The organism is Mangrovibacterium sp., from assembly GCF_041596335.1.
Lineage (GTDB): Bacteria > Bacteroidota > Bacteroidia > Bacteroidales > Prolixibacteraceae > Mangrovibacterium.
Map to the genome: position 1 here is coordinate 26,873 of NZ_JBFHIT010000026.1, position 22,473 is coordinate 49,345.

The 22,473-nt window shown below is 43.8% G+C and carries 17 protein-coding genes; 9 read left to right on the forward strand and 8 right to left on the reverse strand.

Going from position 1 to position 22,473, the window contains the following annotated elements:
- Positions 1–69: 69 nt before the first annotated feature.
- The 4 genes from ABZD21_RS10785 to ABZD21_RS10800 all read right to left on the reverse strand — a co-directional run bounded on the left by ABZD21_RS10785 (position 70) and on the right by ABZD21_RS10800 (position 4,774).
- Complete coding sequence (locus tag ABZD21_RS10785; protein WP_372774994.1) at positions 70–768, reverse strand: energy transducer TonB; 699 nt, start codon at positions 766–768, stop codon at positions 70–72.
- A 328-nt stretch (positions 769–1,096) separates the two neighbouring features.
- On the reverse strand, positions 1,097–1,822 hold the full coding sequence (locus ABZD21_RS10790; protein ID WP_372774995.1) for an ABC transporter ATP-binding protein: 726 nt from the start codon (positions 1,820–1,822) through the stop codon (positions 1,097–1,099).
- 2 nt (positions 1,823–1,824) lie between these two features.
- Positions 1,825–3,300 (reverse strand): DUF5687 family protein, encoded by a 1,476-nt coding sequence (locus ABZD21_RS10795; protein ID WP_372774996.1) that lies wholly within the window; start codon positions 3,298–3,300, stop codon positions 1,825–1,827.
- Positions 3,301–3,328: 28 nt separating this feature from the next.
- Positions 3,329–4,774 carry a gliding motility-associated C-terminal domain-containing protein gene (locus ABZD21_RS10800; protein WP_372774997.1) on the reverse strand — a complete coding sequence of 482 codons (1,446 nt, stop codon included), beginning with the start codon at positions 4,772–4,774 and terminating at the stop codon, positions 3,329–3,331.
- 100 nt (positions 4,775–4,874) lie between these two features.
- Here ABZD21_RS10800 and ABZD21_RS10805 point away from each other — a divergent pair, with 100 nt between their 5' ends.
- Positions 4,875–5,891 (forward strand): aspartate-semialdehyde dehydrogenase, encoded by a 1,017-nt coding sequence (locus tag ABZD21_RS10805; protein ID WP_372774998.1) that lies wholly within the window; start codon positions 4,875–4,877, stop codon positions 5,889–5,891.
- A 225-nt stretch (positions 5,892–6,116) separates the two neighbouring features.
- On the opposite strand, the gene ABZD21_RS10810 is transcribed toward ABZD21_RS10805, so the two are convergent.
- Positions 6,117–6,776, reverse strand: a complete 660-nt coding sequence (locus ABZD21_RS10810; protein ID WP_372774999.1) for a DUF2461 domain-containing protein — start codon at positions 6,774–6,776, stop codon at positions 6,117–6,119.
- Between the two features lie 82 nt (positions 6,777–6,858).
- Here ABZD21_RS10810 and ABZD21_RS10815 point away from each other — a divergent pair, with 82 nt between their 5' ends.
- The 6 genes from ABZD21_RS10815 to ABZD21_RS10840 all read left to right on the forward strand — a co-directional run bounded on the left by ABZD21_RS10815 (position 6,859) and on the right by ABZD21_RS10840 (position 15,518).
- On the forward strand, positions 6,859–7,530 hold the full coding sequence (locus ABZD21_RS10815; protein ID WP_372775000.1) for a 2-C-methyl-D-erythritol 4-phosphate cytidylyltransferase: 672 nt from the start codon (positions 6,859–6,861) through the stop codon (positions 7,528–7,530).
- 199 nt (positions 7,531–7,729) lie between these two features.
- Positions 7,730–8,353, forward strand: coding sequence for a TetR/AcrR family transcriptional regulator (locus ABZD21_RS10820; RefSeq protein ID WP_372775001.1), 624 nt, complete (start codon positions 7,730–7,732; stop codon positions 8,351–8,353).
- Complete coding sequence (locus ABZD21_RS10825; protein WP_372775002.1) at positions 8,343–9,722, forward strand: TolC family protein; 1,380 nt, start codon at positions 8,343–8,345, stop codon at positions 9,720–9,722. The genes ABZD21_RS10820 and ABZD21_RS10825 overlap by 11 nt, the downstream gene beginning before the upstream one ends.
- Before the next feature lie 120 nt (positions 9,723–9,842).
- Positions 9,843–10,967: an efflux RND transporter periplasmic adaptor subunit gene (locus ABZD21_RS10830; protein ID WP_372775003.1), complete on the forward strand. Its 1,125-nt coding sequence runs from the start codon at positions 9,843–9,845 to the stop codon at positions 10,965–10,967.
- 38 nt (positions 10,968–11,005) lie between these two features.
- Positions 11,006–14,425: an efflux RND transporter permease subunit gene (locus ABZD21_RS10835; protein WP_372775004.1), complete on the forward strand. Its 3,420-nt coding sequence runs from the start codon at positions 11,006–11,008 to the stop codon at positions 14,423–14,425.
- Between the two features lie 157 nt (positions 14,426–14,582).
- Positions 14,583–15,518, forward strand: a complete 936-nt coding sequence (locus tag ABZD21_RS10840) for a hypothetical protein (protein WP_372775005.1) — start codon at positions 14,583–14,585, stop codon at positions 15,516–15,518.
- Between the two features lie 140 nt (positions 15,519–15,658).
- Here ABZD21_RS10840 and ABZD21_RS10845 read toward each other — a convergent pair whose 3' ends face one another.
- The 3 genes from ABZD21_RS10845 to pgk form a co-directional block, all read right to left on the reverse strand.
- Positions 15,659–16,102 carry a C-GCAxxG-C-C family protein gene (locus ABZD21_RS10845; protein ID WP_372775006.1) on the reverse strand — a complete coding sequence of 148 codons (444 nt, stop codon included), beginning with the start codon at positions 16,100–16,102 and terminating at the stop codon, positions 15,659–15,661.
- A 298-nt stretch (positions 16,103–16,400) separates the two neighbouring features.
- Positions 16,401–18,278: an alpha/beta fold hydrolase gene (locus ABZD21_RS10850; RefSeq protein WP_372775007.1), complete on the reverse strand. Its 1,878-nt coding sequence runs from the start codon at positions 18,276–18,278 to the stop codon at positions 16,401–16,403.
- A 205-nt stretch (positions 18,279–18,483) separates the two neighbouring features.
- Positions 18,484–19,674 (reverse strand): phosphoglycerate kinase, encoded by a 1,191-nt coding sequence (gene pgk / locus ABZD21_RS10855; RefSeq protein WP_372775008.1) that lies wholly within the window; start codon positions 19,672–19,674, stop codon positions 18,484–18,486.
- Between the two features lie 333 nt (positions 19,675–20,007).
- On the opposite strand from pgk, the gene ABZD21_RS10860 reads away from it, so the two are divergent.
- Entirely contained in the window at positions 20,008–21,132 is a 1,125-nt protein-coding gene (locus tag ABZD21_RS10860; RefSeq protein WP_372775009.1) for an ATP-binding protein, read from the forward strand.
- Between the two features lie 167 nt (positions 21,133–21,299).
- A complete protein-coding gene (locus ABZD21_RS10865; RefSeq protein WP_372775010.1) occupies positions 21,300–22,472 on the forward strand; it encodes a stage 0 sporulation family protein in 1,173 nt (390 codons plus the stop codon).
- Position 22,473 lies beyond the last annotated feature (1 nt).

Below are 22,473 nucleotides of genomic sequence, written 5' to 3' on the forward strand. Positions count from 1 at the left end.
ATTACCGACCACCCGAAACAACAAAAGCTGCCCGAGACGGACAGCTTTGTGAATTAGTCCCAACCCAGCTTATTGCAATACAAAACTAATTGGAACGCTAAATGACACCCGAACGGGGTCGCCTTGTTGCAATCCGGGCTTCCATTGTGGCAGACTGTTAACCACCCGCAAAGCTTCTTTGTCCAATGCCGGATCGACACTCCGAATGACTTTTGCATTGGTCACGCGGCCATCTTTTCCAACAATAAAATTGACATAAACTTTTCCCTGAATACCGTTTTCCTGAGCAATTACAGGGTACTTTATTGCATCGGCAATATAACGACGCAAGGCCATTTCGCCACCCGGAAATTCCGGCATTTGCTCGACAATGTAGAAAATCGGCTCTTCCTCAACTTCTTTTTCGGCCTCTGGCTTTACAGCAGATGCAATCGGTGTTACTTCCACTACTGTTTGAGCGTCGGCTTCAGTATCCTGGATTTCCAACTCCCGCTCGATGTTCACATCATTCGACACAATGTTTAAAACTTCAACCACCTTTGGAGGAGGTGGAGGTTCGGGAGGTTTCACCTGTTCTTGTCTGGTTATGGGAATTATCTCTGTTTCGATGTCCTGTACAACTACACCACCTAAATTTTGTGTTTCCTTCACCGGAGTTTTCCATTCAAATGCGATGAAGCAAATTCCCAAAGCCAGAATAAGTCCAATCTCTATAAAGAAATTGTGATAACGCTCCAGATCTACCTGTGGGTATTTTCTGACTTCCATGACTATTGGTTTTACAGTATCTCTGAACTTTAAATAGTACCTGTTGCAACCAACAGGCTAAAGGACAATTACGATTTCACCAAAGTAGTTTTCCGATAGCGGAAACGATGAACACGGTTCACGTACAGGGAGTGATTCTTTACTGCTTATACGGAAGATAAATGCACTGTGTTCCGAATTACTTAAATTGAAGTATGTTAATGTGCTTTGTTATTCAACAGATTGGAAGTGAAATTAAAAATGAAGAAAACCCGCCCTGTTTAGCCTTTGCATTCGCATTGCTAAACACTAAACAAAGCAGGCCGATGATAAATTTTATGTAGAATCGCTAATCGAGCACGAAACTCTCGGGTTCCGTGACTCCGGCAAAGAAATTCTCCAATTCTTTGAGGGTTGAATCCGTTTTGCGGACATCTTTCACAATTTTCCCTTTCTCGAGGATCACAATCCGGCTGCACACTTCAGTTATATTATCGAGCGTATGCCCCGAAATCAGAAATGTTGTTCCGTGGTCGGCCGCCTGCTTTTTAATCAGCTCCCTCAATTTGTATTGAGAACTGGGATCGAGGTTGGCAAACGGCTCATCCAGCACCACCACCTCCGGCTTCCCCATCATGGCAGCGGCAATGCCAACTTTCTTTTGGTTTCCTTTCGAAAGGTCGCGAATGAATTTTTTCTTGCCTCGAATTTCGCCGTTAAAAAAGCCGTCGAACTGTGCCAGATAGAGCTCCCGATCTGATTGGTTCATCTCACGCAGTTCGCCAACAAAGGTGAAATACTCGTCGGGAGTTAGATAGCCAATCGTGAAGCTTTCATCGATAAAAGCCCCGGTAAAAGCTTTCCAGTCTTCCGACTTTTGCACAACAACTCCGCTGTTTACCACATGCCCTTTTGAGGGCACAATAAGATCGAGCAGCAGGTTGAACAAGGTTGTCTTTCCGGCGCCGTTATTACCAACCAACCCAAACAGCTGGCCTTTTTCAATATTGAGCGAATCAATATTGAGAACAATTTCTTTATGATAAGCTTTTATCAGGTTGACAATTTCAATCATAATTACGAGTTTTTATAATCGCGAATCAGGCGATGTTTTTGTTTGTTGTAGGCTTTCTCAAAATAATTAAATAGCTGTGGTTGCAACACAATACCAACCAGCCCTATGATTCCCAGCATCACGAGCGCCGGAGTCGCATCAGTAAGCCACTTGAATAGATAAAAAACAAGGATTGGCCCAACGATCAGCGGAAAAGCGATTAGCCACTGGGTAGCTCCCATTCCCTGATAATTGAACATAGCTGACCCGCCAAGGTCGACAGACTTTTTGCTGAATGTTCCGAAGTAAAAAATGAGATTCATATTGACACCCAGATGATAGAAAAACAAGGCGGTATTGAAATAGACGATTCGAATATCAATCAAACCGTAGAGGAGTGTTACCACAAAATACACAAACGAAACAATCACATTCATATAATAAAACGCTTGTAGAAACTGCTTCATCTTGAAGTTTTGTGTCATCAGCATCCCGTAATAAGAACTGTGCCATGCCGGGAAAAACTGGCCCAGCGAAATGGTAAACATACCGGTCATAATTAGGCCACCCACGATGAGAATACCCTCCGGAATACCTTTTTCTCCGTTCTTATAAATCAGAAAGCCATAGAGCAGAAATAAAACGGTCATTAAAAACTGGGTGCGCGGACGCTTATTTCGCCAGATCATATGTACATGCAGGGTGATAAATTTTCCGTAGTCGCCCAACTCGCTCAACCAGCTAAAATCGCGAATCGTTGCATCACCTGCTTTTTTCTCAACCAAATTTAGGTAGAGGTTTGATTTCAGATACCTGTAGTTCAACCAATAACAAAGCACCGGAGGCACCAATAAAGCGACGACCATAGTCGGATTCTGAATAACAAAGTCCAGAAACGCGCCAAAAAGCTCCGTTAAACTGAGGATTCCAAAATAATTCACTCCGTAGAGTCCGGCAAAAAGTGACACAAATAAATAGATTCCCCACGAGCTTTCGTTGATCCACCATTTCAGGTACGTGTTCAGAAAATGATTCGAGAGAACAAGCAGCACAATACTTACCAACCAGGCAATCGCCCCTGTTCCCGGGTGGTCGGGGAGTACAATTCTGAAAAAGAGTGGGAGGATAAGGAAAAATGGCAATACATTAAAAAAATGAAGCAGCGATCGATTCAACAGGTAAGTCACAATCCGCCTCCTTTTCATATTTAAAATACTCAGGGGCTTGAAACTAATGGTCGGCAAATTCTGCAGGAACTGCCGAATTAGCAGATCGGAAGCAAAATAGATCAGCAAATATCGATTGAGCACACTGGTGAGCTCTTGATTCGGGAACTGTTTGGCCAAAGCTTCGGGAATGACGAATACACCGAGCGAAAAAAACACGAGCGCGAAATACAAACCTAAGAAAACGAGCATAATTGTGGTTGCAATGCTTTTCCCGAACGACGACGAACGAGTGAGCTCCTTCACCGACAGGGATAAAAGGTTTTGTTTCATTTAAACAGTTTAGAGATTAAGTTCAAAATTAAATAATCTTATTGACGATTGTGCAGCTTTTTTTGAATACTTGTTTCTCTCCATCCAAACTCAACAATTCGAAATACAACACATAAATACCTGCCGCCAGCTGGCTGCCATCGGCTCGTTTTCCGCTCCACATCCAGGTCGACTGCGAACCGATCGTTTCATTTTTTAGTGGCTGATCAATCAGGTGTCCATAGGAATCAAAAATCATCAGATTCAGCACATAATCCTTCCCGGACAGTTCAAAGCCGACACTGGCATAATCATTATAGCCATCGTTATTCGGCGAAATTACATTTGGAACGATTGTTACAGCCGGTTGTTGCAAGATGGAGGAAGTTGTTTGAGAATTCGGACATCCGGGAGTGGCGAAGCCATCCAGAGAGGCCGCTGATGCCCAGTTCGATGAATCGTTGGTTGGCTCAACCAGAGATTTTCGTTCCAATGAAACGCCATTTTCATCGGCCAACATCGGATGATGCATGTCGGCTGAATAGCCAAATTCATCAATTACTTCCAACGAATCATTCAACAATACCACCACTCCATCGTCATTCGGGAAAGATGGCAAGGAAACCTGCACAAAATTGTCGGAACAACTTTCAGGGTAAAATCCAATCAGCGTTTCCGGATTTTCACACAAAAGCAAATAGGCTCCCGAATTTAAAAAACCTGCGAACTCAGTTACCGGAACCATTTGTTTGAGTTCTCCGGCTGCATCGCGCGTGGCCACAAACAGGTGATCGGTTCGCAATGTTTTATCCGAAACATTTACGATTTCGACAAAATCGTCCGCATCGGAATAAGGGTTAAAAAGAAGTTCATTGATTAGTACATCGCCCTGAGCAGCAAGATTTTCGGGCAACAAAGGCGGCTCGACAGATTCAACCAATAGCTCATCAACAATCACTTTATCAGAAGCATAAGTACTATTGAGCCGAATTACAATTTGCAACGAATCGCCCTGCAAACCACATTGACTCACTTCAGCCTCGCCCCAGTTTCCGGCATTCTCGCCATTCGTCTCAAAAAGCTGCTCCGCCCCGTTATCCAGGCGGAAATAAACACGCACATACTTATTCGCCGTATTGTTTCCACTGCCCGTTTCACGCGCCACCAACCGGCAATCAATACTGCTTTCGCCTGCTATCGGAATCCACTCTGACGACCAAACAGCTTCGCCATCACAATCCAGCGCTTCTAATCGCCCACCGGAAGTCGACACCGTCTTCACATAATCGTTGGCTGCCTTAAAATCGCAATTCGAAGCATCGAGAAACCATCTTGAAACACCGGTCATGTCGGAATGAACTGTAACCCCATCTTCATCACCCCAATATCCTTTCTCCGCGAGGTCAAAATTTTCAACCCAAATTGGCCGGCCCGAAGTATCAATTATTAACAAGATGATTCCCAGAAAAAGAAAATAACAAGATTTAGCTTTCATCGGGTGAAAAATTAAAAGTAAACAACTAATTTTGGAGCCTTTGTATTTTATCAGTAGAAACTGATTATTAATGAATTAAATTAACAAAATTTTCCAAACTATGAAAGTTGCAATTGTTGGTGCAAGTGGAGCGGTTGGCCAGGAATTTTTGAACGTACTGGCTGAACGGAATTTTCCACTCGATGAGTTAGTTTTATTTGGGTCTGCAAGAAGTGCCGGAGCTGAATATGAATTCAAGGGAAAGAAACTGACTGTCAAAGAACTAAAGCACAACGACGATTTCAAAGATATTGACATTGCACTAACCTCGGCCGGAGCATCGATTTCAAAAGAATTTGCTGAAACCATTACTAAATACGGAGCTGTTATGATCGACAACTCCAGTGCTTTTCGTTACGATAACGATGTGCCATTAGTAGTTCCCGAAGTAAATCCGGAAGATTCGCTGGTACGTCCGCGCAATATTATTGCCAACCCGAATTGTTCAACCATTCAGATGGTCGTGGCCTTGAAACCGATTGACGACTTGTCGAGAATCACAAAGGTTCAGGTTGCAACCTACCAGGCAGCCAGTGGAGCCGGAGCTCAGGGGATTGCCGAACTGGAAGAACAAACCCGCCAGATTGCCAACGGAGAAGAGCCGACTATTGAGAAGTTCTCTCACCAATTGGCCATGAATATCATCCCTCATATTGATGTTTTTCTGGACAACGACTACACCAAAGAAGAGATGAAAATGAACTGGGAAACAAAAAAAATCATGCATACCACAGCCGAAGTTAGCGCTACCTGTGTGCGTGTACCTGTTGCCCGTTCGCACTCTGAAGCAATTTGGATTGAAACCGAAAAAGAATTGAGCGTTGCTCAGGTACGCGAAGCTTTTGAAAAATTTGAAGGCTTAACCGTAATTGACAATCCGCAGAACAAAGAATATCCAATGCCTTTGTTTGTTGCCGGAAAAGACGACGTGTATGTTGGCCGATTGCGCAAAGATGTTACCAACCCCAAAGGTCTCACCTTTTGGTGTGTGGGTGATCAGATAAAAAAAGGTGCTGCATTAAATGCGGTTCAAATTGCCGAATGGCTGATTAAAAACAACGCCCTGAAACAAGCGTAACGATTACATTATTCTAAAATAAAAAAGCCGGAAAGTTAATATCTCCGGCTTTTTCTTTTATGAAATGGGTTGGTCTGGGAAGAAACTAATCCAACTGTTAATACGGCAGGTTCTCAATATGTGACCCCTTTCCCATTGAAATATCATGAACGAATGCTTTTTATTGCTCCAGTCATCTGTTTCAACCGACGAACGAACATTTCTTTATTGTTCAGTAATCAAAAATTATCGTCTTTTCGCGATTGCGTCGTTCAAAAAACGGTTCACATGACTTAACTGCCGGAAAACAGCTACGGTCTGATCAACCAAATTGGCTGCAAGAACCTGATCGTCGTTCATTTCGTGGCCAAAAGCATACGATTTATATCGAAGCAACTGAATGTCTTCAAACTCTTTATCAAATCCTTTGGGAGCCGTTTTTAGTTGCTCGCCCATTATTTCGGGAAAGAAACGCTTGAAATCCTCATCTTCGATTACCTCTTTAAAACTTTCCGGATGCTCGTAAATCTCCTGCCGAATAGACCGGAGAACATTTGGCCCCGGACACCAAACACCTCCGCCAATAAACGACGAACCGGGTTCGAAATGAATATAATACCCACCTTGTTCGCTTTTACGCCCACCCGGAGCGATAAAACTTCCCATATTGGTTTTGTAGGGATTTTTGTCCTTCGAAAACCGCACATCGCGAAAAATGCGAAACAGGCAATCTTTCGGAGCCATTGCCGGAATATCTGAATCGAACTTGCGAATCTCCTGAATCATGATTTCAGTAAAAAACAACATCTGTTCTTTCGCTGTTTCATATTCTGTACGATGATCGTTGAACCATTCTCTCGTATTGTTCTCCTTCAATCCCTTTAAAAACTGAACTAGTGCTTGCATAGTATCTATCTAATTGTTTCCAAATTCGCTAAACGCTGAAATTTTAAATGTATTGTTATTTTTGTACTGAACACACTAGTCTATGGAAAAGTTTGCCCTGATCGTTGCCGGAGGAAGCGGAACCCGCATGGGAACCGAGATCCCGAAACAATTTCTCGAATTATGCGGAAAAGTTATTCTAATGCATAGCATTGAACGATTCAACAACTACAATGCGAACCTGAAAATTGTTGTGGTTTTGCCTGAATCGCAATTCGATTACTGGAACGATCTCTGCCAAAAATATCAATTTAAAGTTCCACACCAGTTGGTCGCCGGAGGACACTCGCGATTTCAGTCGGTGCGAAATGGCCTAAAACAAGTTTCGAACGATGCACTCGTTTTTATTCACGATGGTGTTCGCCCGCTTGTTTCGTCAGCTACCATTCAGCATTGTGAGGAAACAGCAATCGCAAAAGGCAATGCTTTACCGGTAATGCCGATCGTTGAATCGATTCGCGAACTTGACTCCAAAGGAAGCAAACATGTCGACCGTAGCCGATTTCGACTGGTACAGACTCCGCAAACATTTCAAAGCACCTTGATAAAGAAAGCATTCGAGCAAGTCGAATCGCCTTTGTTTACTGATGACGCTTCGGTCTGCGAGGCGATGGGAGTTGAAATCAATCTGGTTGACGGGAATCCCGAAAACATTAAAATTACGCAACCTCACGATCTGAAAATCGCAGAATTTCTATTGACTTTGCTCGATTAGTACGTCCATAGTTGACCGCATTCACGACCACATTCATCGACTTATATCGTCGTTGACCGATTTGCGAAGACAACAAAACTATTGTTGCTCTAGTTTTGTTTCAATTTTCTTTGGCAAGTTCGCTTAACGCAAACTTTGGAAACTTTTAATGTGTCCAGAGTTTTTTGCACCGCGATTAAAAGCTACCTTTGCTCACACAATGAACGAAAAAAAGGACATCATACTGGAAAAGGTCGCGCAACTGTTTTTCAAATATGGCATCAGGAGTGTGACGATGGACGATATCGCACACGACGCGGGTATTTCGAAAAAAACGCTCTACCAACATTTCAAAGACAAGGAAACGCTTATTTCTGAGTTTGTAGACACATTTTTCATCTGCAATCCGAATTTCAATCTCACTAAAGGCGAAGGTTTAAATGCGATTGATAAGGTGATGAAGATCCGCAAACATATGGAGGATTTATTCAAGCTGTTCCAAAGTAATCTGGAGCATGATCTCAGGCGATTCTATCCGGCAATTTATCAGACAATGGAGGACTTCAAACGCGTGAAAATCTATGAAGACGATTATTCCCTGATTGAACAGGGCAAAAAAGAAGGTTTATTTCGACAGGAAGTCGACCCCCATTTTATTGCCCGCTTAACCGTTGGTCGCTTTTTGTTGCTGTTTAATCCCGATTACGGATTGTTCACGGAGCAGGAAACCCACAGCATTGAACTATTCGACAAAGCAGTTGACTACCATTTCCATGGAATTTGCACCGATAAAGGAATTCAATATTTCAAACAACAATTAAATAAAATTCAGAATGAAAATTAGCGTACGGCAATCACTACTGTTTGCATTCATGCTCATTACTGCAGGACACGTTACCGCCCAGGATAGCTTATTCTTTTCGCTCGCCGAAGCTAAAGCCTATGCCATGGAGCATTCATACGCCATTCGTAACAGCTCGCTCGATGTTGCCGCAGCAAAAAAGAAGGTTTGGGAAACCATTGCGACAGGCCTTCCGCAAGTCTCGGGATCGGCCAGCTACAACGATAATATTACTGCCGGAAAAACGCCATTCCCGGTCGCCATTATTCCCAAAGACTATTGGCCCGTGCTTGGCATCCCTGACGATGCCTCGGTGGAAGACACCTACCCCATTTCATTCGCCCAAAAATACAGTTCGGATTTTGGCTTTCAGGTTGACCAACTCATATTTGACGGATCATACATTGTAGGAATAGGGTCGGCAAAACTATACTTACAGCTTACAACTCAGGCTCGAGAAAAGAATGAGATTGAAATCCGCCATGCCGTGGAACAAGCCTATTACGGCGCGTTAATCGCCCGTGAAAATTTATCGGTACTACAGGAGAATCTGACCAATAGCAAGAAGCAGTTTGCCGACACAAAGGCCATGTTTGAAAACGGATTTGTTGAAGAGCAAGATGTGGAGCAACTGAAGCTGATTGTTCAGAACTCGGAAAATGAGATCATGAAAGCTGAACGAGAAATACGTATCGCTGAAATTGTACTAAAATACACGATGGGAGTGGATGTAAACAGCACAATTTCGTTGATGGATAACCTGAACGAAATGATCGATCCATTGCTCTTGCATAAAGAAGACACGACGATTCCGGATTTAACGACACACATCGACTATCGGCTGTCGGACTCTCAACGCCTCAGCCAGATTAAACTTTTGAAACTTGAACAATCGGCCTTTTTACCTACAATTAGTGCTTTCTACAGCTGGAACAAATCCGCCTATGGCGATAGCTGGAATCTTTTTAAAAGTGATTCACCCTGGTATCCTTCATCCATGTTGGGTTTGAACGTTTCTGTTCCTATTTTTACTTCCGGCAATAAAGCAGCCAAAGTAAAAAAAGCTCGCATTGAGTTGGAGAAGGCTGAAAACAACCAAAAACAAGCCGTTCAAACACTTCAAAAAGACTACCTCACGGCAATCGCCGACCTGGAAACCTCAGTTGACCAGCTAAAAAACAACATCGACAATAAACTGCTGGCAAAACGCATCTACAACAAAACCCTGATCAAGTATAACAACGGAATTGTGTCGAGCACTGAACTTTCGCAAACCGAAAGTCAGTTTATTCAGGCACAGGCTTCATGGGTAGCTTCGGTCATGCAGCTCTTCACGGCAAAAATTAACTTAGACAAAGCAATTGGAAAATGAAACGAACATGTTGCTCCGAATATAAACACCAAATAGAACAATTTTTCAGCCACACGCGAGTTTGATCCGGCCATAAAAAAAAGAAACTAGTTACAGATGAAAATATTAAACGCACATCACATGAAAACAAATAAACTGCTGCTTTTCGCGATAATCGGTTTGCTGCTGGCGTCCTGTGCCGCCACGTCCGACAACAGCCCCGAGGCTAAACGCAAACAACTGGCCGATTACAAAAATGACCGCCAGACGTTAGACGAAAAAATCAAACTACTGGAAGACGAACTGGATGCTATGCGCGACATTGAATACATCAACGTTCAAACCTTGACAGCAGTGCCACAACTATTCGAGCATTTTATTGAGGTTACCGGGAAAGTTGAAGCCGATCAGGAAGTGAACGTGAGTCCTGAAGGAGCCGGCACAATTACCGATATTTTAGTACGGGAAGGCGATTTTGTGAAAAAAGGAACAAGGTTGGCCACCCTCAACACCGACATGCTCGACCAAAGTATTGCCGAAGCACAAATCAGTTTGGAGCTGGCCACCACTACTTTTGAACGTCAAAAAAATCTTTGGGATCAAAAGATTGGATCAGAACTCCAGTTTCTGCAGGCCAAATCGAATAAGGAAACACTTGAGCGCCGCGTGGAGAGTTTGCTCGCCCAAAAGGATATGGCCGAAGTAAAAGCACCGGTTGACGGAACAGTGGATGTGATTTTCCAGAAAAGAGGTGAGATTGCAGGCCCACAAATTCCGTTCGCAAAAGTTATCAATATCAGCAAGATAAAAATCTACGGCGACATTGCTGAAACCTACCTGACCAAAGTTAGCAAACGCGAAAACGTACTCATCGAATTTCCGGCGATCGGACGCCAGGAAAAGGGGACGATCGATCAGATCGGCAACTACATCGATCCGCATAACCGAACCTTCCGGGTACGCATAAACCTGCAAAATCCCGACGGAATGATTAAACCCAATATGATTTCGGTGCTGAAGATTCGCGACTATGTGGCCGATTCAGCCATTGTCATTCCTTCGCTTTTAGTGAAGCATGATTTTCGGGGCAAATACACCTTTATTGTGAATGATGAAGAGCAACCCCGAAAAGCGCAAAAAGTCTATCTCAAAACCGGCGTTTCAATTAACAACATGACTGAAATTACGCAAGGCATTGAAGCTGGTGCAACTATCATCTCCGAAGGATTCGACCAGGTAATTGACGGCACGCCGGTAGCCTATTAATTGATTCTCTATTCGACCTACAATAGAAATTATTTATCATGACGAAAGAAAAACAGACTGACAACAGTCAGCATATACACCGAAAATTTAGGCCGACCTATTTGGCCATTCAGAATAAAACAACCGTTTACATTCTGACTGCGCTAATGGTTTTCTTCGGCCTGTTTTCATACAAAATCATGCCCCGCGAATTGTTTCCCGAGGTAGTGGTTCCCTACATTTTTGTTCAAACGGTTTATCCCGGAAATTCGCCTGTCGATATCGAGAATTTCATCACCCGCCCGATTGAGAAAGAGCTAAAAGGAATGCAGGGATTGAAGAAAGTGTCTTCAGCCTCCTACCAGGATGTTAGTGTCATCATTGTAGAGTTTAATACCGATGTGGACGTGAAGGTGGCGCTTCAGGACACCAAGGATCGGGTAGATAAATCGAAAACCGAACTGCCCGACGATCTGGATACCGACCCGCTGGTTCAGGATCTTGACTTCTCGGAGTTTCCGATCATGAATATAAACCTGAGTGGCGACTTTAGTCTGCGCGATCTGAAAAAATTTGCGGAAACACTGCAGGATGAGTTTGAGGGATTGAATGAGGTCTCGGAGGCTAAACTAAAAGGAGTTGACGAACGCGAAATTCAGATCAACGTTGATCCGTACAAACTCGAAGCCAGCGGACTCAGTTTTCAGGATGTCGCATTAGCCATTCAACTGGAAAACCTGACCATGGGAGCCGGTGAATTTTCTTCCGACGAAACACGACGAGTGATTCGGGTGGAAGCGGACTTCACCAACATGAACCAAATTGCCAATACAATTATCAAACTAAATGAGGGCAAACCGGTTTATATCCGCGACATTGCAACAGTGGTCGACGGTTATAAAGAACGCTCAACGATTTCCCGTCTCGATGAAAAACCGGTGGTGACCTTGTCGATCACCAAAAAGAGTGGCCAAAATATTCTTTCTGCCACAGAAAAAGTGCGCGAGCTAATCAAGGAACATCAGGAAAGTGGCTACCTTCCATCGAATCTCGATGTACGCATCACCGATGACAACTCCTACTACATTCGTAATCAGATTGCAAACCTTGAAAATAGCATCATTCTGGGAATGATCCTGGTGATTTTCATCCTATTCCTGTTCCTCGGATTCCGGAATGCCTTATTTTCCGGGCTGTCCATCCCGCTGTCCATGTTCCTGTCGTTTGTCATTCTGCAACAAATGGACATTTCACTGAACAACATGGTGCTTTTCAGTTTGATTTTGGCGCTGGGAATGCTCGTCGACAATTCAATCGTCGTTGTTGAAAACGTCTACCGTCTTCACTCGCAGGGCTATTCCATACTTACAGCTACCAAGCGCGGCGTGAGCGAAATCGCCTTCCCGATTATTTCGTCAACACTCACCACCCTGGCCGCCTTTCTGCCTTTAATTTTCTGGAAAGGAATCATGGGCGAATTCATGAAAATATTGCCTGAAACATTGATTATTGTGCTGGCATCGTCGCTGTTTGTTGCGCTGGTACTAACCCCTCCGTTTGTTGCCAGTTTCATGAAAATTGACGTCATTAACCGGAAAGCCAATGCCAAAGTCGTAGGTCGAAATGCCGGAATCATCCTAATTTGCAGCATCCCGTTTTATTTGATCGGAGTGTATTGGTTTGCCAATGTATTGGTTGTCATCGCCCTTCTCATGATTCTAAATCTTGTTGCCTTGCGCGGAATGGCCCGTTGGTTTCAGAACACCTTTTTAGTATGGCTCGAAAACTTCTACGAGAAACAACTCAATTTCGCCCTGTCGCGCTGGCGGCCTGTGGCTTATTTCTCCGGAACCGTTCTGCTCATGTTCCTGTCAATCGCGTTCTACTTCTCTACCTCGCCCGAATTTGTCTTTTTCCCGTCATCCGAACCACAAACCATTTATGTTACCTCAGAGTTGCCATTGGGGACATCGATCGAAAAAACCGATGAAACCACTAAAAAAGTTGAAGCCATCGTTGAAACGACTCTGGAGCCCTATAAAAACATCATCAAATCGGTAACCACAAATGTGGGGAACGGAAAAGGCGGATTGTTTGAAAGCACAACAAGTCCGAATAAATCATTGATCTCAATCTCGTTCGAAGAATACAAACTTCGGGACGGAGTAAACACAACTGATGTAATGGGCGAGCTAGCCCAAAGCCTCAAAGGCTTTGTTGGGGCAAAAATTTATGTTGAAAAAGAAGACGACGGCCCACCGGTTGGCTCACCAATCAACATCGAGGTCTCGGGCGACAAATTTGACCAGCTGCTGCGAATCAGCGATGAAGTCATCACTAAAATCAACCAGGATCGCATTGAAGGGATTGAAGGATTGAAGCTCGACATTAACACCAACCAGCCGGAAATGCTGGTGCGCATTGATCGGGAAAAAGCCCGGCTATACGAATTGTCGACCTCCGAAATCGCCCTGGCTTTGCGCCACGCACTGTACGGATACGATGTGGGTGATTACAAAGATGGCGAGGACGAATACGACATTTTTATCCGACTGGACGAAAAGTACCGGAATGATGTGTCAACCTTGATGAACCAGAAAATTCTGGTTGAAGGCCACAAAATACCGATCTCCGCAGTGGCATCGTTCGAATATTCAACCACCTACGATAAAATTAACCGTATCGACAACAAACGAACCATCACCATCTCGTCGAATGTATTGGAAGGGTACAATGCGAACGCCATCAATGTTCGTATTCGTCAGGTATTGAGCAACTACGAAATCCCCCGCGGATACAGCTTGTCGTTCACCGGAGAACAACAGGAACAGGAGGAAAGCAGCAACTTTTTATTCATGGCTTTAATGATTGCTCTGGCCTCCATTACTTTAATTTTGGTCACTCAGTTTAACTCATTCATCCGCCCGCTAATTATTATGACCACCGTTTTATTCAGCACCATCGGCGTATTTTTGGGGCTGGCCATTTTCCAGATGGAATTTGTGGTGATCATGACGGGAATTGGGATTATTTCGCTGGCCGGAATTGTGGTAAACAACGGGATCGTTCTGGTTGACTATATCGACCTTCTTCGCCAACGCAAGCGCGAAGAGCTGGGATTGTCTGAAAAAGCATTCTTACAGGTTGATGAGGAAATTCACTGTCTTGTACAAGCCGGAAAAACCCGTCTGAGACCTGTACTATTAACCGCAATTACCACTGTTTTGGGGCTAATACCACTGGCAGTCGGGCTGAATTTCGATTTCTTTACCATGTTCACCGACTTCAACCCGGATGTGACCATTGGCGGAGAAACAGTCTCTTTTTGGGGACCGATGTCGTGGACTGTTATTTTCGGATTGACGTTCGCAACCTTCCTCACCTTGGTTATTTCACCCGTAATGTACATGTTAACCATTCGCATTAACTACCGCATGAAAAAGTTGATGGGTATTTTACCGAAAGACAGCATGCGCTAAAACAACTAAAAAAAATTCATTTAAAAGCCTCTCTTGGATACTATCCGAAAGAGGCTTTTCGTTTCAATATCAACAAGTTTTAACACAAAAAGTATCAGTAGAATAAACTTTTTACTACTTTCAGTGTCCAACAGCTAAACCAAAAAATTCTTCCATCATGAAAAAAAACTTCACACTTATCGCCTTGCCGCTGATCGTCCTGTTTTTTTCAGCCTGCGACAAAGAAAACACGAACCTCGACACGACTCTTTACGACGACGAAATTTCACTAATCTCGGATGAAATAGATTCTGATCTGACCTTAAACTATTTGCTTGACGGAAGTGACGATGCCAACTTTTTCGATGACCTCGAATACGACCTCAATGAGAAATCAACACATATGTATGAAGGTGTATCGTCCTGTGCTGTGAAAACCTGGTCAGTCGAAAGCGACCGCTTGGTATTGACAAGAGATTTTTCAGATAGCCGTTGCGATAGGACAGGAATCATCGTAATCGAATATTTCTTCCCTGAAACCGACGAAGAAATTACACTTAAAAAAACAATCGAGTTCATTGATTTTACCACGAACAGCGTAACCTACAATGGTAAAATAAGCCTTGAACGAACAATTGAAAGTTATAGCATTGAAGCAAGCCTTGAAATTGACCGGGTTAACACAGAAGGTGAAGCAGTTCACTTTTCAAGAAACTACAGCAGACAGCTTGATTGGCTTTGCGGTCGCGGCACCCAGTCCGAGACCTTTTCTGACCTTGACTACTCATCGTATGCAACTTCCGACAATATTAGACTGCTTAGCGGATCGAGCTCGACTGTAAAAACGGTAGCCGGAGTAGAAACTTCCTATTCACGCACAATCACCAATCCATTGCTGTATGTAGCGGCCTGCGATTTAAAAATACAAGCTGGTGAAGTTGTAATCAAAAAAGCAAACGGAACTGAGCTCGAAATAAACTATGGCGAAATGCCGGAAAGCTTAAACTGCGATGATGATTTTGAATGCGGCAACACTTTCGAAGTCACCAAAAATGGTAAAACATACTCCATGGAACTTGCTGATGGCGAAGTAGTTCAAGTGACTCAAGAGTAAAACCCGCGATTCGTTAAAAAATGAACCGGACAATCAGTCGGACATTGCGTCCAAATGCTGATTGTCCGGTTTATAGTTTTGGTGAATCAACAGAACTTCGTTCGATCTGAATCTCTATTCTAAGCCGAAATCAGGGACAGTCAATAATCAAGGTCCAGAATCATAACGGCCGTTTGAACAAAGGCAGGACAACGTTTTTCGAACAATTGATTGGAATTGGCAAACTCCCGCCCCGACTCTGTTGCAATATTCACGCCCAACAATTCTTTACAAACCAGGCTGCCTTGCTCCTTTATAAACTGTTGGTTAAAATGTTGAATATATTTTTTCATTTTCGCAGCTGTTGCTCCATCCTGATTTACCGGCCCAAATTTCATGCCCAATACCATATAAGCACCGGTAACTGCACCGCAGGTCTCGCCTTGAATCATGCCACTTCCAAAACCGCTTCCTAATTTCAAACAGACCTCCTGACTCAACCCTATTTCGGGGCCAAACACGCTCAATACTGCCTGGCAACAGTTACAGTTCTGGAAACAATCTACTGCTTTCTCCGATCTTCCCATGGTTCTTTTTTTATTCAAGTTAATCGATTTTTGTGTAAAAATCTGAACTTTAGGTCAGAAAATGCCTGTCGGAAATATTTTCTTCACATTAAACAAGCCCCACCGGTAGCGCCTGACACAGACAATTCAACGATCAGTTATTTGGTCACCTGCCAATTAAAACAATCAAAAAAACGGAGCTTTATTCGACCAAATATTCCTGTTATCACCGAAAAACAACTCGCTCGTGCTTCACCCAATATCTACCTGCACCCTCAGGCAAAAAGGCACAAAGGTCCGGCGATCGGGCCGAACCTTTGTTGGTCTGTCAGAGAAATTATTCGCCCCCTTTTAAATATAAATCGAGAAATTGGAGGATTTGCCCGTAGCCTTTAATCTCGTTCTCCTTTTTGATGAATCCATGACCTTCATCGGGGAAAACCACATATTCTACGGGAACCTCATTTGCACGGATCGCCTCCACAATTTCGTCCGACTCCACCTGCAATACACGCGGATCGTTCGCTCCCTGCAATACCATCACCGGATTTTTCACCTGATCGGCGTGGAACAAGGGCGAAATATTGTATAAACGCACTGAATCCTCGGAGAACGGATCGCCCAACTCTTCATATAGCGCTTGACGGAAAGCCTCCCAATAAGGTGGAATCGATTTCAAGGTCCGCAGCCAATTGGTTACCCCAAAAATATCGACCCCAACTTTAAACTCATCTGGCGTAAAGGTCATAGCCGCCATGGTCATATACCCACCGTAGCTTCCACCAATAATCCCTATTTTGTCCGCGTCAATATAATCTTGCTGAGCCAGCCAATCTTTTCCGGCAATACAATCTTTCAGGTCTTTATCACCATGATTGAGGTCGTCCATTTTGTAAAAAGACTTCCCATAGCCACTGCTACCCCGGTTATTTACAGCGAGAATGGCATATCCATGATTCACAAGATACTGGATCAGTGAGAAATAGCCAACCCGCGACTGACCACCGGGCCCGCCATGAACCCACACCAAAGACGGCACTTTATTTTTTGGTGACGCGACAAGCGGCTTGTAATAGATTGCCGGAATTTCAAGCCCGTCGAACGAACTAAACCGAACCACTTCAGCCGCCACCAAATCATCGGGATTAATGGCCGGATTTAGGCTGTTGGTTAATTTTTTCAATTCCCCATTTTCAAAATTGTAGACATAAATATCAGCCGGAGCCTTCGAAGTACCAATGGTTAAACGGGCCAAACTTTCGCTCTTCGAAATATTAACAGCCATGACATCTCCATCGGGAATTTCCGGTAACGCAACTTCTTCACCGGTCACGTTATTCATTATTTTCAGATTGTTTTTCCCTTCTTCGTTAATGGCAATCACCCGGTATTTCTCGTTTTCGCTCAGATAACTGTACATGACATCCCAGTTAGTCTGATATAGCACTTTCTTATTCTGGCTTTCTATTTCGTATTCAACAAGGTAGGCAAATTCATTTTCCACATTGGTTATGTAGTAAAAACGCTTGCCATCGTTGCTAAAGCCGGCACTTCCGTAGCTGCCCTTTTCGTCTGATATCTCCGTCATTTTGTTTTCAATCCGGTTGAAAAGGAACAACTTATTCTCACTCGTAGTGATTGACTTGGTTAGCGCCAATGTATTTTCATCTTTCGAAATCCCAGCGATGTCCAGTCCTTCATCATTTTGGTATATCAGTTCCGACGACCAATCGCTTAATGCCATTTTATAAAAATCGAAGAACTTCGGATCTCGCTTGTTTGAAACGAAGTACATCGATGTTTCGTCATCGCTCCATCCACCAAACGACGCTTTTTCATTTTCACCCGGAGTAAGGTCTGTCACCGCCCCATCGGCTGCCAACCGAAAAATATGGCTGAGTTCGTTTCCACCTTTGTCAGCAGAGTACAACAAATCGGTGCTTCCCGGAACAAAATCGATCGCGAAATACGATTCGGTCTCAGAAAAAGTAATCTGCTTTTTCCCCCCGTCCACTATTTCAATCTCATACGCATTGAAAATACCTGTTTCGTCGCTGCTAACCAGCAGCTTGCTTTCATCATTCGAAAATGCTCCTCCGCTGTAACGTACATTCTTATAAAACTGCTCAATACTGTACAACTGCGGTTCATACGACTTCTCCGTGGTACAAGACCAAAGCAAAGCCAAAACAAAAAAGAAAGAAAGTTTTCTCATGGTACAAAAATTTGGAGTTTTTAATCAAAAGTCATTCAACATATGGGAATAACACCCAGCAAGTTACTGATAATAACGGACAAACAGAACAGTCGATTTCAACAATGGTTTAAAATAAAAAGAACGACCAGGTGACTTTCGGGCACAAAAAAAAGGTTCAGACCTAAGCCCGAACCTTTCATATCAATAGGATTGTTTGTTTCAATTATCCGCGAACAGCAGCGATACCCGGAAGAACTTTTCCTTCCAGTGTTTCCAACATCGCGCCACCGGCAGTTGAGATGTAAGAAACTTTATCAGCGATACCGAATTTGTTAACCGCAGCAACTGAGTCGCCACCACCAACCAGGGTGAAAGCGCCATTTTTAGTTGCTTCAACAACGGCGTCACCAATTGCTTTAGTACCGGCAGCAAAAGCGTCCATTTCGAATACACCTGCAGGACCGTTCCAAAGTACTGTTTTTGAGTTACCAATAACTTCTTTGAACGTAGCGATTGTTTTAGGACCAACATCCAAACCTAACCAACCATCTTTGATGTTTTTAGTCAGGCAAACTTCGGTATTCGCGTCGTTAGCAAATTTATCAGCAGCAACACAATCTTCAGCAATAACCAGGTTCACACCTTTTTCTTTTGCTTTTTCGATGATCGTTTTAGCCATTTCCAGGTATTCATCTTCGCACAATGAAGCACCGATGTTACCACCCATCGCTTTTACGAAGGTGAAAATCATACCACCACCGATAATCAAGTTGTCAACGGTATTCAACATGTTTTCGATGATTGTAATTTTAGTTGAAACCTTAGCACCACCCATGATTGCTGTCATTGGACGAGCAGGATTAGCAACAACTTTATCCAGGTTTGAAACCTCGTCATTTACCAGGAATCCAAATAATTTATCATTTGGGAAGAATTTTGCGATAACAGCAGTTGAAGCGTGTGCACGGTGAGCTGTACCGAAGGCGTCGTTTACCCAGCAGTCACCCAATTCGGCCAACTGACCGGCGAAAGCTTCGTCACCTTTTTCTTCTTCTTTGTGGAAACGCAGGTTTTCCAACAACAAAACTTCACCCGGTTTCAGGGCTTCAGCCAATGCTTTTACTTCAGCACCAATGCAATCCGGAGCCAATTTCACGTCAACGCCTAACAGTTCAGCCAAGTGAGCTACCAGATGTTTCATTGAAAACTTATCTTCAGGACCGTTTTTTGGACGACCAAAATGAGACATGATAATGGGAGAACCACCAGCCTCGATTACTTTTTTAATAGTAGGTACCGCAGCAGTCATACGGGTATCGTCAGTAATCTCGAATTTGTCATTCAAAGGAACGTTAAAATCGACGCGGATCAGCGCTTTTTTTCCTGAGAAATCATACGATTCAATTGTCTGCATAATAGATTATTTTTAGGTTCTTTTTATTAAGACCCCAAAGATATAAAAAGAAAAGTTTGCGCTTTCGGGTACTTCTTTTTATTGCCTATTTATTAAGATTGTGGTAATAGAAAAATCATAAAAACGAAGCCGACCGACAGAATTCAAATCGATGAGCCGACAACTCTTCTTCTTGCAGATTCTATTAACAACAGGATTCACATTATTTGTTTGTTGAAGTCTCCGAGGATCTTCAATCGCAATTTCTGATTTGCCTTCCCGCTTTTTACTTTTCGCTTCTACCGCCTGCCTTGCTTTATTTTCTTATTTTTGCTTGCACTCAAAAATCAACCTATGTTTTTTCGCGACGTTATTGGACAAAAAGCTATCAAGCAACGCTTCATTCAAGCAATTAACGAGAATCGGGTGAGTCACGCCCAATTGTTTGCCGGCCCCGAAGGTTCGGGAAACCTGGCTTTGGCGCTGGCTTACGCGCAATATGTTTCGTGTACCAATAAGCAGGCTGACGATTCGTGTGGCACATGCCCGTCGTGTAAAAAATATGCCCGCTTGGCGCATCCCGACCTGCACTTTGTATTTCCGGTAGTAAAGTCGCCGAAATTTAAGGACCCGGTGAGCACCGATTATATTGAAGAATGGCGTAAAATTGTTTTGAACGGCGCCTACTTCAGCCTCGAAGACTGGTTCAATTTCATCGGGACCGACAATGCGCAAGGCATGATCTACTCGCAGGAAAGCGACGAGATTATTCGAAAGCTAAGCCTGAAATCCTACGAGTCGGAATACAAGGTGATGATTATTTGGATGCCGGAAAAGATGAACCAGGCCTGCTCGAACAAGCTGCTGAAGATGATTGAGGAACCACCTTCCAAGACCCTTTTCATCCTGGTTTCGGCCAGCGAGGAGCAATTAATCAGCACCATCCGTTCGCGCTGTCAGCTAACCAAAATACCTTCAATCGATCCCGACGAGCTGATTGAAAGGCTGAACGAACTGCCCGAAGCCGCAGGCAAGAACACAGGCAATATAGCTCACCTCTGCCGTGGTGATTACCGCAAAGCCATCCAATTGCTGAACCCTGAAAACCAGGACCGTTACAACCTCGAAAAGTTCAAGGAACTCATGCGCCTCACTTATGGCCGCAAATTCATGGAGCTTTTTTCGTGGGTCTCTGAATTGGCCGAAATTGGCCGCGAACGCCAGAAGAGTTTCCTGCAATACGCTTTGGCACAGATTCGCGAAAACTTTGTCTTCAACCTAAAAAACCCAAAACTGGTGTATATGGACGAAGAAGAACAAGCCTTTTCATCACGATTCTCTCCCTTCATAAACGAACGGAACATTATGCCAATTTCCGAAGAAATGGAAAAAACAATTTTGCATATCTCCATGAACGGAAATCCACGTATCATTTTCACCGATATGGCACTGCGAATTGTGAAGCTGATACGGAAATAATTTTGCTTCTGCCCCAAGGGCGTTCCTGACTTAAAAAGTATCATGCAGCATAAAACGTGAACAGCCCTGCCAACAGCTTTTTTAATCGGCAATTATGATTATTTTTGTTGTTTGACAGCAAATGCTGCATACTGCAATCAAACTGATTCAGTAGTAACACTTTAACTATGGAAGACAATTTATCAATCAACCGCGGATGTTGTAAAGGATCTGCCGGCACCTGCTCAAAGCTCGAAGTACACGACTGGCTGAGCGACGTAGTGCACATGGCAACCGCAGACAACATTGTTGAGGTTCGGTTTAAAAATACCCGCAAGGACTATTTCAGAAATAATAATAATCTGAAACTTAAATCAGGCGACATTGTAGCCGTGGAAGCAAATCCAGGTCACGATATCGGAGTGGTTTCATTAACCGGCGAACTGGTAAAACACCAGATTCGCAAACAGAAGGTGAAGCTTGTAAACGGCGATTTTCGCAAAATATACCGCAAAGCTAAACAAGCTGACATTGACAAGTGGAAAGAGGCAATCAGCCTGGAACACACCACCATGATCAAATCGCGCCAGATTACAAACGACCTCGGGTTGGACATGAAGATTGGCGATGTTGAGTATCAGGGAGACAAAACCAAAGCCATTTTCTACTACATTGCTGAAGGACGTGTTGATTTCAGGCAACTGATCAGGGTTCTGGCCGAGACCTTCCGGATTCGGATTGAAATGAAACAGATTGGTGCCCGTCAGGAAGCCGGACGCATTGGCGGCATTGGCCCCTGCGGACGCGAACTCTGCTGTGCGACCTGGATGAATAGCTTTGTATCGGTAACCACCAATTCGGCTCGTTATCAGGAAATTTCGCTGAATCCTCAAAAGCTGGCCGGGCAATGTGGCAAACTAAAATGCTGCCTGAACTACGAAGTGGATTCCTACATTGATGCTCAAAAAGATTTTCCGCCTAATAACATCCCGCTTCACACCGAAGCTGGTCAATACAATTTCTTCAAGGCCGACATCTTTAAACGCACCATGTACTACATTGGCGAGGGTAAAAACAACACGGGGCCGTTAGCCGTTCCGGTTGAGCGAGTGAAGGAAATCATCCTGATGAACAAGAAAGGCAAACGCCCGGATAAATTGCTCAACAATACCGACAGTATCCTGGCACAAAAGCCAAAAGAGTTCGAAGATGTTCTGTCGCAAGATAGCCTGACCCGTTTCGACCAGCCAAAACGCAACCGAAAGAAAAAGCGGCCGGCAAATAAAAATCAAGGAAACAGGCGACCATCAAACCGTCAGTCACCCAGAAAGAAAGATGGTTCAGGGACGAACAACAAGTAAG